The following is a 14932-nucleotide window of genomic DNA, read 5'->3' as shown; positions in this document are numbered from 1 at the left end:
GATCAAGGAAGTTGCAACTTCCTTGATCACCGCAGGGAGGGGGGAGGGGTGGGCGGGGTGGTGCGCAGCGGGGCTTAGCGTGGGCGACCGTGACGACCGCGGCCCCCGCCGAGCCCCGCACCTCCCCGGCCGCAGCGGTCGGCATGGTCCTCGGCGCCGCCGCCAGCGTGCAGGTCGGCGCCACCGCCGCCAGCGCCCTGTTCCCCTCAGTCGGCGCCGTCGGCGCCGCCGCCCTGCGCCTGCTGCTGGCCGCGCTCGTCATGGCCCTGGCGGTGCGGCCCCGCGCGTGGCGGTGGGACCGCCGGCAGCTGGGCCTGTCCGCGGCCTTCGGCGCCGTGCTGGCCGCGATGAACACCTCCTTCTACGCCGCCCTCACCCACATCCCCCTCGGCGTGGCCGTCACCTGCGAGTTCCTCGGACCGCTGGTGCTGTCCGCGGTGCTCACCCGCCGCCGCCGCGACCTGGTGTGGGTGGTCCTGGCGCTGGCCGGGGTCGTCGCGCTGGGCCTGGGCGGTGACGGCGAGGGCGGTGCGCTCGAACCCGCCGGGGTGCTGCTGGCGCTGCTGGCCGGCGCGTTCTGGGCCGGGTACGTCCTGCTCAGCGCCCGCGTCGGCGCGGCCGTGCCCGGGCAGGGCGGCCTGGCCGTCGCCAGCGTCGTGGCCGGTGCCCTCGTCCTGCCGCTGGGCGCCGCGACCGCGGGCACCGCCCTGCTGCACCCGCACGTCCTGCTGCTCGGCCTGGCCGCCGCACTGATGTCCTCGGTGCTGCCGTACTCGCTGGAACTGGTGGCCCTGCGGCGCCTGCCCGAGCGCACCTTCGGGGTGCTGCTCAGCCTGGAGCCGGCCATCGCCGCGCTCGTCGGCTGGCTGCTGCTGTCGCAGGCGCTGCCCGCCACCTCCGTGCTCGCCGTCGCCGTCGTCGTGGTCGCCAGCGCCGGGGCCACCGCCACCGCCCGCCGCGAACCCGCCCCCGGCGGCGCGCTCGCCGATCCCGGTGTCGCCACGCACGTGCAGGACCGGGACGGATAGCCTCGCACCGCGGCCGCGCCCCGCGGCCAGCAGCAGCGTTTGTCGAGGAGGACGACGATGACCACGACCGAGGGCACGCCACCGGTGCAGACGGTCGCCCCCGACCCGGAGTTCGCCGCCCAGGCCGTCGCGAAGGCCGACCTCTACGAGCGGGCCGCCGCCGACCGCCTCGGTTTCTGGGCCGAGCAGGCCCGCGAGCACGTCACCTGGGACACCGACTTCACCGAGGTCCTCGACTTCTCGAACCCGCCGTTCGCGAAGTGGTTCGTCGGCGGGGAGCTCAACGTCGCCGTGAACTGCGTGGACCGCCACGTCGCCGCCGGCCACGGCGAGCGCGTCGCGATCCACTTCGAGGGCGAACCCGGCGACACCGCCTCCGTCACCTACGCGCAGCTGCAGGAGCAGGTCTGCCGCGCCGCCAACGCCCTGACCGCGCTCGGCGTCGGCCCCGGCGACCGCGTCGCGATCTACCTGCCGATGCTCGTGGAGTCCGTCGTCGCGATGCTGGCGTGCGCGCGCCTGGGCGCGGCCCACTCGGTGGTGTTCGGCGGTTTCTCCGCCGACGCGCTGCACTCGCGCATCGTGGACGCCGAGGCGAAGCTCGTCATCACCTGCGACGGCAGCTACCGCCGCGGCAAGCCCACCACCCTCAAGCCCGCCGTGGACGCGGCGCTGGCCAAGGGCGCCCCCAGCGTCACGAACGTGCTCGTCGTCAAGCGCAACGGCGAGGACGTGGAGTGGACCGAGGGCCGCGACGTGTGGTGGCACGAGGCGCTGGGGGCCGCGAGCCCCGAGCACGAGGCGCAGGCGTTCGACGCCGAGCAGCCGCTGTTCATCCTCTACACCTCCGGCACCACCGGGAAGCCCAAGGGCATCCTGCACACCTCCGGCGGGTACCTGGTGCAGACGGCGTTCACCACCCGCAACGTCTTCGACATCGAGCCCGAGCGGGACGTGTACTGGTGCACCGCCGACGTCGGCTGGGTCACCGGCCACAGCTACGTCGTCTACGGGCCGCTGGCCAACGGCATGACCCAGGTCGTCTACGAGGGCACCCCCGACACCCCCGACAAGGACCGCTGGTGGTCCATCGTCGAGAAGTACGGCGTCACGGTCCTCTACACGGCGCCCACCGCGATCCGCACCTGCATGAAGTGGGGCGAGGAGTACCCCGCCCGCCACGACCTGAGCAGCCTGCGGGTGCTGGGCAGCGTGGGCGAGAACATCAACCCCGAGGCGTGGAACTGGTACCGCCGCGTCATCGGCTCCGGCCGCACGCCCATCGCCGACACCTGGTGGCAGACCGAGACCGGCGCCCACATGATCGCCCCGCTGCCCGGGGTGACGACCCTCAAGCCCGGCTCCGCGCAGGTCCCGATCCCCGGCATCGTCGCCGAGGTCGTCGACGACGCCGGCGAACCCGTCGGGCACGGCCAGGCCGGCTACCTCGTGCTCACCGAGCCGTGGCCGGCGATGCTGCGCGGCATCTGGGGCGACGAGCAGCGGTTCAAGGACACCTACTGGGCGCGCTTCCCCGGCCGCTACTTCGCCGGTGACGGCGCCAAGCGCGACGAGGACGGCGACATCTGGCTGCTCGGCCGCGTCGACGACGTCATGAACGTCTCCGGGCACCGGCTGTCCACCGCGGAGATCGAGTCCGCGCTCGTCTCGCACCCGGACGTCGCCGAGGCCGCCGTCGTCGGCGCCACCGACGAGACCACCGGTCAGGCCGTCGTCGCGTTCGTCATCCTGCGCGGCGGTCACGAGCAGGGCCCGGACACGGTGAAGCAGCTGCGCGAGCACGTCGGCAAGGAGATCGGCCCCATCGCCAAGCCCAGGTCGATCATGGTGGTGGCTGAGCTGCCGAAGACCCGCTCCGGCAAGATCATGCGGCGGCTGCTGCGCGACGTCGCCGAGCACCGCCCCACCGGGGACGTCACCACCCTGACCGACTCGTCGGTGATGGACTCCATCCGCTCGGGCATGAGCACCGGCGACTGACCCGCACAGCACCTCCACCGCACCCGCCCCGGTCCCCGGCCCGGGGCGGGCGCGCGTGCGGCACCCTCGGTGGGGTGCACCGGAACGCCCAGCGCCCCCGCCGCCCCGCCGCCACCGCCGCCGTCACCGCGGGCGCCGCTGCCGGTGCCGTGGTCGTCGCCGCCCCGGAGTGGTTCGGGCTGGCCGGCGCGCCGCCGTTCGTGTGGGCGGTGCCCTTCCGGGTGCCGCTGGGCCTCGGCCTGGCGGCGCTCGCCGGTGCGGCCGGCCTGGCCGGGCGGCGGTGGCGGCGCGCCCTGCCGGCGGCCGCCGCGGTCGCGGTGGTCGCCGCCGCCTCGCTGACCGCCACGGCGCACCGCGGGCTGTCCGCGGGCGACCTGCCGCCCGCCCTGGACGGCGACGTGACCGTCCTGGCCTCCAACGTGCTGCACGCCCGCGCCGACCGGGACGCGGTGGCCGCGCTCGTGGTGGGCACCGGCGCCCAGGTCGTGTCCCTGCCGGAGGCGACCCGCGCGTACGCCGAGGACGTCGCCGCCCGGGTGCGGGCCGACTCCGGCCGGGACCTGCAGGTCTTCTTCACCGGCGACCGCGGCGGGCGCTCCGAGGAGGGCACCGCCCTGCTCGTGGCCGCCGAGCTCGGCGAGTACCGCCAGACCGACGACTTCGCCGGCAGCGCCACCGCCGTCACCACGGCCGTCCCGGTCTCCGGGGACGGCCCGCCGCTGGCCGCCGTGCACACCACGGCCCCCGTGCCCGGGAACGTGGGCGAGTGGTCGCGCGAGGTGCCGGCCGTGCGCGAGTGGTGCGCCGCGCACCCCGGCGCGCTGGCCGCCGGGGACTTCAACGCCACCGTCGACCACCCGGGCCTGGGGGCGGCGGGCGGCTGCGTGGACGCCGGCGCCGCCACCGGCACCGGTGCGCGGGGTACGTGGCCCTCCGACGTGCCGGCCGTGCTGGGTGCCACGATCGACCACGCCCTGGCCGACGGCTCCGCCTGGCGGGCGGTGGGCACGAGCGTGCGCGACGTGCCGGGCACCGACCACCGCGCGCTGGTGAGCCGCTGGCGCCCCACCGCGTGAGACGGGGTGCCGCGTGACGCTGGGTGCCGCGCGCCCCGGGGTGCGGTGACACCGGTGCTCCGCGCGGGGGACGCCCACCGCGGTCGGGCGGGATCTTGCCGAGAACGCCCCCCGAGAGGGGGGCGTTCCCCTAGGGTCGGGCAACGGCCGCCGCTCGTCCCCCCCGGCGAGCACGGCCACTGCGTCGCCGTCGGTCCCCCCCACCGGCGGCGACGCGCTCCACGCACCCGCGCGCCCTTCCCGCCCGCCCCGTAGGGTTCTCCCGGCACACCGGCACCGCGCGCGGTGGCAGTGAGGAGGACCCATGACAACCACGGACGGCCGCGGGGCCACGGCCGCGTCGACGCTGAAGGCGCCGACCGCCCCCGAGCGCACCGTCGGCCAGCTCGTCGCCGACGCCACCAAGGACGTGTCCGAGCTGGTCCGCTACGAGGTGGCCCTGGCCAAGGCCGAGATCACCGCCGACGTCAAGAACGGCGCCCTGGGCGGCGGCCTGTTCGCGGTGGCGGGCGTCTTCGGCTTCGTCGCGTTCGTCTTCCTCGGCGTCACGGTCGCCTACGCCCTCGTCGAGGGCGCCGGCTGGCCGGTGTGGCTGGCCTTCCTGGTCGTGGCCGCAGTGATGCTGCTGATCGCCGGTGCCCTCGCCGCCGTCGGCTTCGGGCGCCTGAAGAAGGTCGGCCCGCCGCAGCGCACCATCCGCTCCACCAAGGAGACCATCGCCGCCGTCAAGGCCTCGGCGACCGGCAAGCCGGTGGCCAAGACCATCACCGGTTCCTCCGCCGCGCGCCCCAGCATCGGGCACTGACGCGGCCCGCCGTGGCCGCACCCGCCACCGACGTCTCGGCGGTCCTCGTCGAGGGGCCGTGGCGGCACCGCCTCGTCGCGGCCCACGGCGCCCGCTTCCACGTCGCGGAGCTCGGCGAGGGCCCGCTGGTGCTGCTGCTGCACGACTTCCCGCAGTTCTGGTGGGCGTGGCGGGCCCAGCTCGTCGCGCTCGCCTCGGCCGGGTACCGCGCCGTGGCGATGGACCTGCGCGGCTACGGCGCCAGCGACAAGCCGCCGCGCGGCTACGACACGCCCACCTCCGCCGCCGACGTGGCGGCGCTGGTGCGGGCGCTGGGTGAGCGCGACGCGTTCGTCGTCGGGCACGGGGTCTCCGGCCGCACCGCGTGGGCGCTGCCGTCGCTGCACCCCGAGCAGGTGCGCGGCATCGCCGTCGTCGGGGCCGCGCACCCGCTGCTGTCGCGGCAGGTGCTCCTGGAACGGGCCCGGCGCGGTGCCCCCGCCGGTGCGGGGGCGGGTCTGCGGGCGACGGCCGCGGCCCTGACCCGCCAGCTGCCGGTGCTGCCGGAGCACCGCCTCGTGCACGGCGACGGCGTGGAGCAGGTCCTGCGCGCGCGCTCGGCGCCGGGGTGGCCCGCGCCGCAGGACGTGCAGCGCTACACCGAGGCGATCCGGGTGCCGTTCGTGGCGCACTCGGCGCTGGAGTACCACCGCTGGATCGCGCGCTCGGCGGTGCGCGCGGACGGCAGGCGCCTGGCCGCGGCGCTGCGCGGGGGCGTGCACGTGCCGGTGCTGCAGGTGCGCGGTGAGCTGGACCCCACGGTGGGCACCGCCGCGCTGGAGGCGGCGGAGCGCTACGCGCACGGCCCGCACCGCGTCGTGCAGGTGCCCGACGCCGGCCACCACGTGCCGGAGGAGGCGCCGGACCGCCTCACCGCCGTCCTGGCCGGCTGGCTCGCCCGGTTCTGACCCCTCCCCACCCGGGCGGAAACCATCGTTACCGCCCTCGGGGGGGACTGTGCGGGGGCGGAAACAATGGTTTCCGCCCGGGGAAGAGGGGCGGGATCACTCGGCGGTGCAGGCCCCGGTGGGCACCTCGGTCCTCGACGAGCCCGCCTCGGCGAGCGCCGCGTCCAGCTCCACCGGCGTCAGCGCGTACCCGGTGTAGGGGTCGTCCAGGCTCTTGGCGAAGACCACGCCGGCGACCCGCCCGTCCTCGGTGAGCAGCGGGCCGCCGGAGTTGCCCGGCTGCACCTGCGAGTACACCGAGTACACGCGGCGCACGACCGCGGCCGCGTCGTACACGTCGCGGCCCTGGGCGCTGACCACCTCGCGCACCCGTGCGGTCGCCAGGGTGTACGGGCCGTCCAGGGGGAAGCCGGCGACGACCGCGGCGTCCCCGCGCTCCAGTTCCGGCGAGCGAGGCAGCGCCGGCACGTCCAGCCCGGGCACGTCCAGCACCGCCAGGTCCCGCGCCGGGTCGTAGGCGACCACGGTGGCGGGGTAGCGGCGCCCCGCGCCCTGCGGCTGCACCAGGGGGTCGTCCACCCCGGCCACGACGTGCGCGTTCGTGACCACCCGCGCCGAGCCGTCCAGGCGCTCGGCGACGAAGCCGCTGCCCTCCAGCCCGCGCGCGCAGTCGTCCGCCACGCCGGTCACCTTCACGACGCCGCCCTGCGCGGCCCGCAGGCCCGGCGTGTCCGGCACGCTGGAGGCCGGCGCTTCCACTGGGGTGATCGGCTCGGCCTCCAGCCCGGCGAACACGCGCGGGAAGCCCGTGGTGCGCGCCGCGGACCAGAACCGGCCCACGAGGGAGTCGGCGTCGGCGGGCACCGCGGCGTCCACCGCGCCCACCACCCGGGAGCCGCCCACCGCCGAGACCACCGCGGGCAGCGGTGCGGTGCGCGCCGCGCCGGCCACCACCCACACCACCAGCAGCGTGGCCACGCCCCCCGCGAGGGCACCCAGCAGGGAGTCCGCCAGCCGCGCCGGCCGCCAGCGCACCAGGCGCCGCAACCGCACGGCCAGCGCTCCCAGCAGCAGCCGGCCCACCACGGCCAGCGCGAGCGTGCCCAGCACCACGACCAGCGCCGGGCGCACCCCGGGCGCCCAGTCCTGCACCACGCCCGGCAGCACGACGACCCCGGCGGCCGCCCCGCCGACCAGGCCCACCAGGCTCGCCAGGCCGACCAGCAGCCCCTCGCGGTACCCGGCCGCCAGCTGCACCAGCAGCAGCACCGCCAGCAGCACGTCCAGGACGAGGGAGCCGCTCACGCCCGCGCCCAGCGCAGCGCCTCGTCGAGGGGGAGCTCGGCGGTGCCCGGACCGGCCGTGCCCGCGGGCAGCAGGCCGCCCAGGTCGAGCACGCGCACGAGCACCTCCGCGGTGAACCCCCACACCAGCAGGCCCCGCACGGCGAACGCCGGGCCGGTGTACCCGCCGGGGCCGCGCAGGCGGCGCACCGCGGCCGGGGCGAGCAGCTCGGCCAGCGGCACCCGCTCCACGCGGGCCACCTCGGCGGTGTCGCGCACCCCCACCGGCCCGGGGGCGCGCCAGTGCGCCACCACCGGGGTCACCGCGTGCCGCGAGTGCGCCAGCAGCAGCGGCGGCAGCTCACCCAGGACGTCCACGCCGGCGGGGTCCAGGCCGGTCTCCTCGGCCGCCTCGCGCAACGCGGTGCCGGCGGGGGAGGGGTCCGCGGGGTCGCTGCGCCCGCCGGGGAAGGCGACCTGCCCGGAGTGCTGGCGCAGGGTCCCGGCGCGCTCGGTGAGCAGCACCTCCGGCCCGGCCGGCCCGTCGCCGAGCAGCACGAGCACGGCGGCGGCGCGGGCGCCGGTGCGCGATCCGCGCCGGTCCTCGCGCCAGTCCAGGTCGGCCGCGGTGACGGTGGGCAGCCGCTCGGCCAGCGGGCGCAGCCAGCCCGGCAGGACGCCCGTGCCGTTCACGGGGCGACCGGGGTGGCCGCGGCCCCGGCGGCGGCCGCGTCGGTCACGGGCGCGGCCGGCCCGCGCACGAGCTTCGCCGCGCGCACCGGGTCGGTCTCCCCGGTGCCGTACGACGGGCACAGCCGCGCCACCGGGCAGGCCCCGCACGCCGGCTTGCGGCTGTGGCAGGTGCGCCGCCCGTGGAAGATCACCCGGTGGTTGAACATCGTCCAGTCCTTGCGGGGCAGCAGCTGCGCGAGGTCGGACTCCACCTTCACGGGGTCCTCGTGCCGGGTGAACCCCAGCCGGCGCGACAGGCGCCCCACGTGGGTGTCCACCGTCAGCCCCGGCACGCCGAAGGCGTCGCCCAGGACGACGTTGGCGGTCTTGCGCCCCACGCCCGGCAGCCGCACGAGGTCCTCCAGCCGCCCGGGGACCCGCCCGCCGTGGTCGGCGACCAGCGCGGCGGACAGCCGCAGCAGCGCGTCGGCCTTCGCGCGGAAGAAGCCGGTCGGCAGCACGACCGCCTCCAGCTCGGCGCGCTCGGCCCCGGCCAGGTCCACCGGTTCCGGCCAGCGGGCGAACAGCGTCGGCGTCACCGTGTTCACCCGCGCGTCCGTGCACTGCGCCGACAGGACGGTCGCCACCAGCAGCTGGAAGGGCGTGGTGAAGTCCAGCTCGCAGTGCGCGTCCGGGTAGCGCTCGGCCAGCAACCGGTGGACCTTGCGGGCGCGGCGGGTGCGGGCCAGCGGGGTCTCCGCCTCCGCGTCGAGGACGGCCCTGGACGTGCTGCTCACACCGTCGAGGTTACGTGCCGGCCCGGACACCGCCCCGGCGCGAGCGGGTGAGCGTGCCGGGCGAGCGGGTGACGCGAGCACCCGGGCCGTCAAGGCGCGCCGCGCCGCGGACGACACGACGCCCATGCCAGGAGCAGACGGGCACCAGCCCGACCCGACCACCGCCGGCACCACCGCCGGCACCGCCACGGGCGCGCTGCTGCCCGAGGAGCCCTCCGCCGGCGACCTGCCGGGGGCCCTGCACGGCCTGCTCGCCGACGTCCCCGGCGCGGGCGCCGCACCGCTCGACGCGGCCGCGGTCGACCACGAGCTGCAGGAGCTGCCGCTGCCGGCCCTGCGCCGGCGCCGGGAGCTGCTGCTGGAGGAGGTCCGCCGGGCCGGGCACTGGGCGCGCCTGGTGCGCGCCCGGCGGGACCTGCTCGTCGCCGCGACCGTGGGCGCGGACGCGCTGGCGGTGCCCGTCGAGGCCGGCTCGCACGGCGGTCCCCTCGAGGCGCACCTGGCCGCGCAGCAGCCGGCGTCGGCCGCGGGCGTCCCGGCGCCGGTGTGCGACCCCAACCGGCTCCTGCGCGGCCTGGTCCTGCCCGCGGGGCGCCCCGGCGCCGGCGGCACCGCCGACGAGCTGCGCTCCCTGGCGGACGCCGCCCGCCGCCTGGGCGCCTACGAGGACGCCCTGGAGGACGAGCTGGAGCTGGTCACCGAGGTCCTGCTGCGCCGCTACCGGGAACTGGTCGCACCGGGGTCCCGCGCGACGCGCTGACGCGCCGGGCGCGACCGCCCGAGCCGCCGGCGGGCTCGTGCGGCAGACTGGGGAGCCGTGCGCCCGGCCGGGCGCCCGAGCCGCACAGGGAGGTTCCTCGGTGGAGCACGCGCAGAGCGACGGCGTCGCGGGCGCCGAGAGCCTGGGGGACGTCGTCCGCCGCGCGCCGCTGTTCGCCGCCCTGGACGACGACGCCTCCGCCGAGCTGCTGCAGTCCATGGAGGCCGTGCACCTGGAGCGCGGTGAGCAGGTCTTCGCCGAGGGCGAGCCGGGAGACCGCGTGTACGTGGTGCGCACCGGGAAGATCAAGCTGGTGCGCAGCTGGCCGGACGGGCGCGAGAACCTCCTGGCCGTCATGGGGCCGGGGGAGATGTTCGGGGAGCTGTCCCTGTTCGACCCCGGCCCGCGCACCAGCTCGGCGCGCGCGGTGTCCGAGGCCGACCTCATCGCCCTGCAGCACGACGACATGATGGCCTGGCTGACCCGCCGCCCCGAGGTCGCCAAGCACCTGCTGCAGGCGCTGGCGCAGCGGTTGCGCCGCACCAACGTCACCCTGGCCGACCTCGTCTTCACCGACGTGCCGGGCCGCGTGGCCAAGGCCCTGCTGGACCTCTCGCGCCGCTTCGGCCGGCCCATCGCCGACGGCCTGCTCGTGGCGCACGACCTCACCCAGGAGGAGCTGGCCCAGCTGGTGGGCGCCTCCCGCGAGACGGTCAACAAGGCGCTGGCGGACTTCGCCTCCCGCGGCTGGCTGCGCCTGGAGGCGCGCGCGGTGGTGCTGCACGACGTCGAGCGGCTCACCCGCCGCGCCCGCTGACCCGCCGCGCCGGGAGCGGTGCCCGCTCAGCCGGGCAGGTCGACCCCGAGGTGGCGCAGGTGCGCGCGCACCGACAGCAGCGCGGCGTCGGCCAGCGGACCGCTCAGCGGCCCGTGCACGGCCACGGCGACCGCCCCCGCGTCCGCGGCGCCGGCCTCCACCGCCGCGCGCACCTGCTCCAGCCGCTGCAGGCGGTGCGAGAGCTGCGCGGTCAGCGCGGCGCGCACGTCGGTGCGCTCGGGCCCGTGGCCCGGCAGCAGGACGCCCACGCCCTCCAGCGCCAGCAGCCGCCGCAGCGAGGCCAGGTGCGCGCCGAGGTCCCCGTCGGCCGCCAGGACGGTGCTGCCGCGGCCCAGCACGGTGTCGCCCGTCAGCAGGGAGCCCTCACCGGCCACCAGCAGCGAGACGGAGTCGGCGGTGTGGCCGGGGGTGCGCAGCACCCGCAGCTCCAGCCCCTCCACCTCCAGCACCTCGCCGTCGGCGGCGTCGGCCGCGCGCAGCACCCGCGCCGGGCCGGCCGCCGCCGCGAACGCGTCCAGCCCGCCGGCGTGGTCGTCGTGGTGGTGGGTGGTGAGGACGAGGCCGCAGCGCAGCCGGCGCCGCTCCAGCTCGGCCAGGACCGCCGCGCGGTGCCCGGCGTGGTCCGGGCCGGGGTCGACGACCGCGGCGGTGCGGGCCCCGGGTTCGGCCAGCACCCACGTGGCCGTGCCCTCCAGGGTCATCGGCCCCGGGTTGGGCGCGAGCACCCGGGTGGCCCGGTCGGTCACCGGGCCACCCGTCACCGCGTCGGTGGCGTCCACGCCCGTCTCAGGCCCCGGCCCGCACGCGCACCGTGACCTCGACCTCCACGGGGGAGTCCAGGGGCAGCACCGCCACGCCGACGGCGCTGCGGGCGTGCCGGCCGGCGTCGCCGAACACCTCGCCGAGCAGCTCGCTGGCCCCGTTGGCCACCGCGGGCTGCCCGGTGAACGCCGGGTCGCTGGCCACGAACACGACGACCTTGACGACGGCCTCGACCTCGTCCAGGCCCCCGGCGGCGCTCGCGGCGGCGGCGAGCGCGTTGAGCGCCGCCGTGCGGGCGAGCTGCTGGGCGGTCGCGGGGTCGACGAGCCCGTCGCCCTGGCCGACCTTGCCGGTCCGGGGCAGCTCGCCGCCGGTGAACGGCAGCTGCCCGGACGTGTGCACCAGGTCGCCGGTGCGCACGGCCGGGACGTACGCGGCCACGGGGGCCGGCACGTCCGGCAGGCTCAGGCCGAGCCCGGCCAGGCGCCCGGTGGGCGTGGTGCTCACGCGCCGGTGGGGCGCTTGAGGTAGGCGACGAGGCCGTTGCCGTCCGGGCCGGTCACCACCTGCACGAGCTCCCAGCCGTCGGAGCCCCACTGGTCGAGGATCTGCTTCGTCGCGTGCACGATGAGCGGGACGGTCGCGTACTCCCAGGTCGTCATGGCCGCCACCGTAGTGGCGCCCGGCCCGGCGCGCGGGGGGCGGCCGTCCCGCTGCGCCGCGTCAGACGGCCTGCAGGGCGTCCGCGCCGTCCGCGCCGGCGGGGGCGCTGGTGCCCGAGCCGGTGACGGTCCCGGCGGCGGTGGCCAGGTGCGCGTCGCGCGCGGCCTCCAGCAGCCGTCGCCAGGAGACCACGTTCGGGCGGCGCTTGAGCAGCGCGCGCCGTTCGCGCTCGGTCATCCCGCCCCACACGCCGAACTCGACGCGGCTGTCGAGGGCGTCGGCGAGGCACTCGGTGCGCACCGGGCACCCCCCGCAGATCGCCTTCGCGCGGTTCTGCGCCGAACCCTGCACGAACAGCTCGTCCGCTGCGGCGGACTTGCACGCCCCGCGACCGGCCCACTCCAACGTCCACACCATCGACGGCCCCTCCCCGTCACGCCCCCTCGCGGACCACCGCGCCGCGGTGGTTCCCCCCGGAGAGGACGACCCTGTGAATCCCCCTGACGCCCCGCGAGGGGGCGTTCCCGCAGCGTAGGGTCGGCGAGGGCACTTGCGTCAGGGCCATTCGGTACCAGAAGCGGTAGTCCGTTGGGGCTAGTCGCGTCCACGGCGCGTGATCGCTGTCCCTCGGTGGGGGGACAGCGCCCCGCGGTGCGGGCCGGGGATCGTGCGCAGCGCCTGTGGAGGTCCTGCGAGTGCGGGGACTCGTCGCCCCCGGCGTCTACCCTGCTGGTATGGCGTCTGGTTCCACGCACCGTCCGGTCTTCCGCCTGCTCGGTGCCTTCACGGCGGTGAGCGCCGCCGCGGGGGTCCTCGCGGCCGGGCTCGTCGTGCCCGCCGTGGCCGCCACCGGCAGCGCCGCCCGGCTGGGCGTGGACGTGTTCAACGACCTGCCCGCCGAGCTGGGCGACCAGAAGCTGTCCGAGGCCACCACGATCCTGTGGGCCGACGGCACGGTCATGGCCCGGGTGTACGACCAGAACCGCTCGGTGGTCTCCTTCGACCAGATCGCCCCCGTGATGCGCGACGCGATCGTCTCCATCGAGGACGAGCGCTTCTACGAGCACGGCGCCGTGGACGTCCAGGGCATCGCCCGCGCCCTGGTGTCCAACGCCGGCGGCGGCGGCACGCAGGGCGCCTCCACGCTGACGCAGCAGTACGTGAAGAACGTCCTGGTGGAGCAGGCCGTGGAGGAGGGCGACACCGAGGCCGCCGCCGCCGCGGTGGACGCCGACGGCGTGGACGGCTACGCCCGCAAGCTGCGCGAGATGAAGCTCGCGGTGGGCGTGGAGAAGGAGATGAGCAAGGACGAGATCCTCGCCGCCTACCTGAACGTCGCGTACTTCTACAACAACGTGTACGGCATCGAGGCCGCCGCGCAGTACTACTTCTCCAAGCCGGCCGCGGAGCTGGCGCTGCACGAGGCGGCCCTGCTGGCCGGCCTGGTGCAGAACCCCGCCGGCTACAACCCGGTGGAGAAGGAAGAGGCAGCCGTCAAGCGGCGCAACGTCGTGCTCGGCCAGATGCTCAAGCTCGGCAAGATCGACCAGGCCGCCTACGACGCGGCCGTGGCCGCCCCCCTCGGCCTGGTCCTGCAGCCGTCCCGGCAGGGGTGCCTGGCGGCGGGGTCGGCGGCGTACTTCTGCGACTACGTCACCCACGTGGTCGCGCAGGACCCGGCGTTCGGCGAGACGGTGGAGGAGCGTCAGGAGCTGCTGCGCCGCGGCGGCCTGACCATCAGGACCACCCTGGACCCGACCGTCCAGCAGATCACCCAGGAGGCCGTGAACGCGGGCGTGAACCCGGGGCAGTCCGCGCGCTCGGCGTCCTCCGTCGTGGAGCCGGGGACGGGCAAGATCCTCGCGATGGCGCAGGACACCACGTACTCGGTCGACGAGGAGGTCATCGGCCACACCACGCTGAACTACAACGTCAGCAAGGAGATGGGTGGCGGCAACGGGTTCCAGCAGGGTTCGACGTTCAAGCCGTTCACGCTGGCGACGTGGCTGAAGTCGGGCCGGTCCCTGGACTCCGTGGTGGCCTCCCCCCGCTCCGGCTCGGACCCGATCAGCGCGTTCACGGCCTGCGGTTCGAAGATCCGCAGCGGCGACACGTACACGTACTACAACTCCGAGTCCAGCAGCTCCGGTTCGATGACGGTGCGCACCGCGACGGCCAAGTCGGTGAACACCGCGTACGTGTCGATGGAGAAGCAGCTCGACACCTGCGACATCGCCGCCACCGCGCAGTCCCTGGGCGTCTACAAGGCGTCCGCCACGAAGAACTTCCTCACCGGCGAGGTCAGCCGCGACCTGGACCAGAACCCGTCGATGACGCTGGGCACGAACCTCGTGACGCCGCTGTCGATCGCCGGCGCGTACGCGGCGTTCGCCGCCGAGGGCACGTTCTGCGAGCCGATCGCCATCGCCGAGGTCCTCGACACCGAGGGCAACCCGCTGCCGGTGCCGTCCGCGGACTGCAAGCAGGTGCTGGAGCCCAACATCGCCCGCAACGTCACCGAGGCCCTGGAGGGCGGTTGGACCAGCGGCACCGCCTCGGGCGTGAAGCGCATCGGCCGCCCCGTGGCCAGCAAGACGGGCACCACGAACGACAGCGCCGACGTCTGGTTCGCCGCCTACACCCCGCAGCTGGCCGCGGCGGTGTGGGTCGGGCACGCCAGCGGCACCGACTCGCTGAACGGCGAGCGCATCAACGGCCGCAGCTACCGCCGCGTGTACGGCTCGACGATCCCCGGCCCGATCTGGGCGAACATCGTCGGCCCCGCCTCCGAGGCGCTGAACCTGCCGGTGCAGGACTTCACCCCCGGCACCAACGAGGGCCTGCGCACGACCACCAGCAACGGCCGGGTGCAGGTGCCGAACGTCGTGGGCCGCAGCGTCTCGTCCGCCACCAGCGTCCTGGAGGCCGCCGGGTTCAAGGTCAGCGTCTCCTCGCGGCGGGTGACGTCCAGCTCCATCGACGCCGGTCTGGTGGCGCGCCAGAGCGCCCGCTCGGCGTCGGCGGGCTCGACGATCACCCTGACCCGCAGCGCCGGCGCCCCGGCCCCCGAGCCGGAGCCGGAGGAGACGACCCAGGAGCCCTCGCCCACGTCGGAAGCGCCGGAGCCGTCGGCGAGCTCGGCGTCTCCCGCCTCGGCGGTGGAGCTGCCCGAGGGGGTCGCCGAGGAGCTGGAGCAGGGGCTGGAGGACCTGCGGTCGGTGCTGCCGACGCCGCAGACCGGTCGCGGCTGATCCACCGCTGATCCGCGCACGACGAGGGGGTGGGCCCGTCCGGGCCCAC

At 76.4% G+C, this 14932-nt stretch carries 15 protein-coding genes; 8 read left to right on the top strand and 7 right to left on the bottom strand.

Annotated features, from left to right (window positions below; genetic code table 11):
* The first annotated feature begins 89 nt into the window (after positions 1–89).
* From ACRYM0_RS17445 to ACRYM0_RS17425, 5 genes are all read left to right on the top strand, one after another.
* Complete coding sequence (locus ACRYM0_RS17445) at positions 90–1028, top strand: EamA family transporter (RefSeq protein ID WP_432507100.1); 939 nt, start codon at positions 90–92, stop codon at positions 1026–1028.
* Positions 1029–1085: 57 nt separating this feature from the next.
* Positions 1086–3029: an acetate--CoA ligase gene (acs, locus tag ACRYM0_RS17440; RefSeq protein WP_432507099.1), complete on the top strand. Its 1944-nt coding sequence runs from the start codon at positions 1086–1088 to the stop codon at positions 3027–3029.
* A gap of 74 nt (positions 3030–3103) precedes the next feature.
* Entirely contained in the window at positions 3104–4105 is a 1002-nt protein-coding gene (locus tag ACRYM0_RS17435; RefSeq protein ID WP_432507098.1) for an endonuclease/exonuclease/phosphatase family protein, read from the top strand.
* A 304-nt stretch (positions 4106–4409) separates the two neighbouring features.
* Positions 4410–4910, top strand: coding sequence for a phage holin family protein (locus ACRYM0_RS17430; RefSeq protein ID WP_432507097.1), 501 nt, complete (start codon positions 4410–4412; stop codon positions 4908–4910).
* 11 nt (positions 4911–4921) lie between these two features.
* Positions 4922–5857: an alpha/beta fold hydrolase gene (locus ACRYM0_RS17425; protein ID WP_432507096.1), complete on the top strand. Its 936-nt coding sequence runs from the start codon at positions 4922–4924 to the stop codon at positions 5855–5857.
* A 96-nt stretch (positions 5858–5953) separates the two neighbouring features.
* Here the strand turns inward: ACRYM0_RS17425 and ACRYM0_RS17420 are convergent, their stop codons facing one another.
* From ACRYM0_RS17420 to nth, 3 genes are read right to left on the bottom strand one after another with little or no spacing between them, the layout of a single operon-like run.
* The gene (locus tag ACRYM0_RS17420; RefSeq protein ID WP_432507095.1) at positions 5954–7162 is read right to left on the bottom strand and encodes a MarP family serine protease; all 1209 of its coding nucleotides are present in this window, start codon (positions 7160–7162) and stop codon (positions 5954–5956) included.
* Positions 7159–7833, bottom strand: coding sequence for an NUDIX hydrolase (locus ACRYM0_RS17415; RefSeq protein WP_432507094.1), 675 nt, complete (start codon positions 7831–7833; stop codon positions 7159–7161). Before ACRYM0_RS17415 ends, ACRYM0_RS17420 begins: the two co-directional genes overlap by 4 nt.
* Positions 7830–8609 carry an endonuclease III gene (gene nth / locus ACRYM0_RS17410; RefSeq protein ID WP_432507093.1) on the bottom strand — a complete coding sequence of 260 codons (780 nt, stop codon included), beginning with the start codon at positions 8607–8609 and terminating at the stop codon, positions 7830–7832. Before nth ends, ACRYM0_RS17415 begins: the two co-directional genes overlap by 4 nt.
* A 124-nt stretch (positions 8610–8733) precedes the next feature.
* On the opposite strand from nth, the gene ACRYM0_RS17405 reads away from it, so the two are divergent.
* Positions 8734–9369, top strand: coding sequence for a hypothetical protein (locus ACRYM0_RS17405; RefSeq protein ID WP_432507092.1), 636 nt, complete (start codon positions 8734–8736; stop codon positions 9367–9369).
* Positions 9370–9511: 142 nt separating this feature from the next.
* Positions 9512–10186 (top strand): Crp/Fnr family transcriptional regulator, encoded by a 675-nt coding sequence (locus ACRYM0_RS17400; RefSeq protein WP_432507101.1) that lies wholly within the window; start codon positions 9512–9514, stop codon positions 10184–10186.
* A 26-nt stretch (positions 10187–10212) separates the two neighbouring features.
* Here ACRYM0_RS17400 and ACRYM0_RS17395 read toward each other — a convergent pair whose 3' ends face one another.
* The 4 genes from ACRYM0_RS17395 to ACRYM0_RS17380 form a co-directional block, all read right to left on the bottom strand.
* Positions 10213–10986, bottom strand: a complete 774-nt coding sequence (locus ACRYM0_RS17395; protein ID WP_432507090.1) for an MBL fold metallo-hydrolase — start codon at positions 10984–10986, stop codon at positions 10213–10215.
* Positions 10987–10993: 7 nt separating this feature from the next.
* Positions 10994–11476: a RidA family protein gene (locus tag ACRYM0_RS17390; RefSeq protein WP_432507088.1), complete on the bottom strand. Its 483-nt coding sequence runs from the start codon at positions 11474–11476 to the stop codon at positions 10994–10996.
* Entirely contained in the window at positions 11473–11631 is a 159-nt protein-coding gene (locus tag ACRYM0_RS17385; RefSeq protein WP_166611200.1) for a DUF4177 domain-containing protein, read from the bottom strand. Before ACRYM0_RS17385 ends, ACRYM0_RS17390 begins: the two co-directional genes overlap by 4 nt.
* Positions 11632–11692: 61 nt before the next feature.
* Positions 11693–12049, bottom strand: a complete 357-nt coding sequence (locus ACRYM0_RS17380; RefSeq protein WP_432507086.1) for a WhiB family transcriptional regulator — start codon at positions 12047–12049, stop codon at positions 11693–11695.
* Positions 12050–12366: 317 nt separating this feature from the next.
* On the opposite strand from ACRYM0_RS17380, the gene ACRYM0_RS17375 reads away from it, so the two are divergent.
* Positions 12367–14883: a transglycosylase domain-containing protein gene (locus tag ACRYM0_RS17375; protein ID WP_432507084.1), complete on the top strand. Its 2517-nt coding sequence runs from the start codon at positions 12367–12369 to the stop codon at positions 14881–14883.
* Positions 14884–14932: the final 49 nt, after the last annotated feature.

Origin of the sequence: Kineococcus arenarius subsp. arenarius, from assembly GCF_050871845.1 — a bacterium.
Taxonomy (GTDB): domain Bacteria; phylum Actinomycetota; class Actinomycetes; order Actinomycetales; family Kineococcaceae; genus Kineococcus.
Note: the sequence above shows the minus strand (reverse complement) of the source record. Positions and strands in the feature narration are given on the sequence as shown.

Coding starts and splice junctions, on each gene's coding strand:
- ACRYM0_RS17385 (WP_166611200.1), bottom strand. CDS start 11,631: ATGACGACCTGGGAGTACGCGACCGTCCCGCTCATCGTGCACGCGACG.
- acs (WP_432507099.1), top strand. CDS start 1,086: ATGACCACGACCGAGGGCACGCCACCGGTGCAGACGGTCGCCCCCGAC.
- ACRYM0_RS17405 (WP_432507092.1), top strand. CDS start 8,734: ATGCCAGGAGCAGACGGGCACCAGCCCGACCCGACCACCGCCGGCACC.
- ACRYM0_RS17430 (WP_432507097.1), top strand. CDS start 4,410: ATGACAACCACGGACGGCCGCGGGGCCACGGCCGCGTCGACGCTGAAG.
- ACRYM0_RS17375 (WP_432507084.1), top strand. CDS start 12,367: ATGGCGTCTGGTTCCACGCACCGTCCGGTCTTCCGCCTGCTCGGTGCC.
- ACRYM0_RS17380 (WP_432507086.1), bottom strand. CDS start 12,049: ATGGTGTGGACGTTGGAGTGGGCCGGTCGCGGGGCGTGCAAGTCCGCC.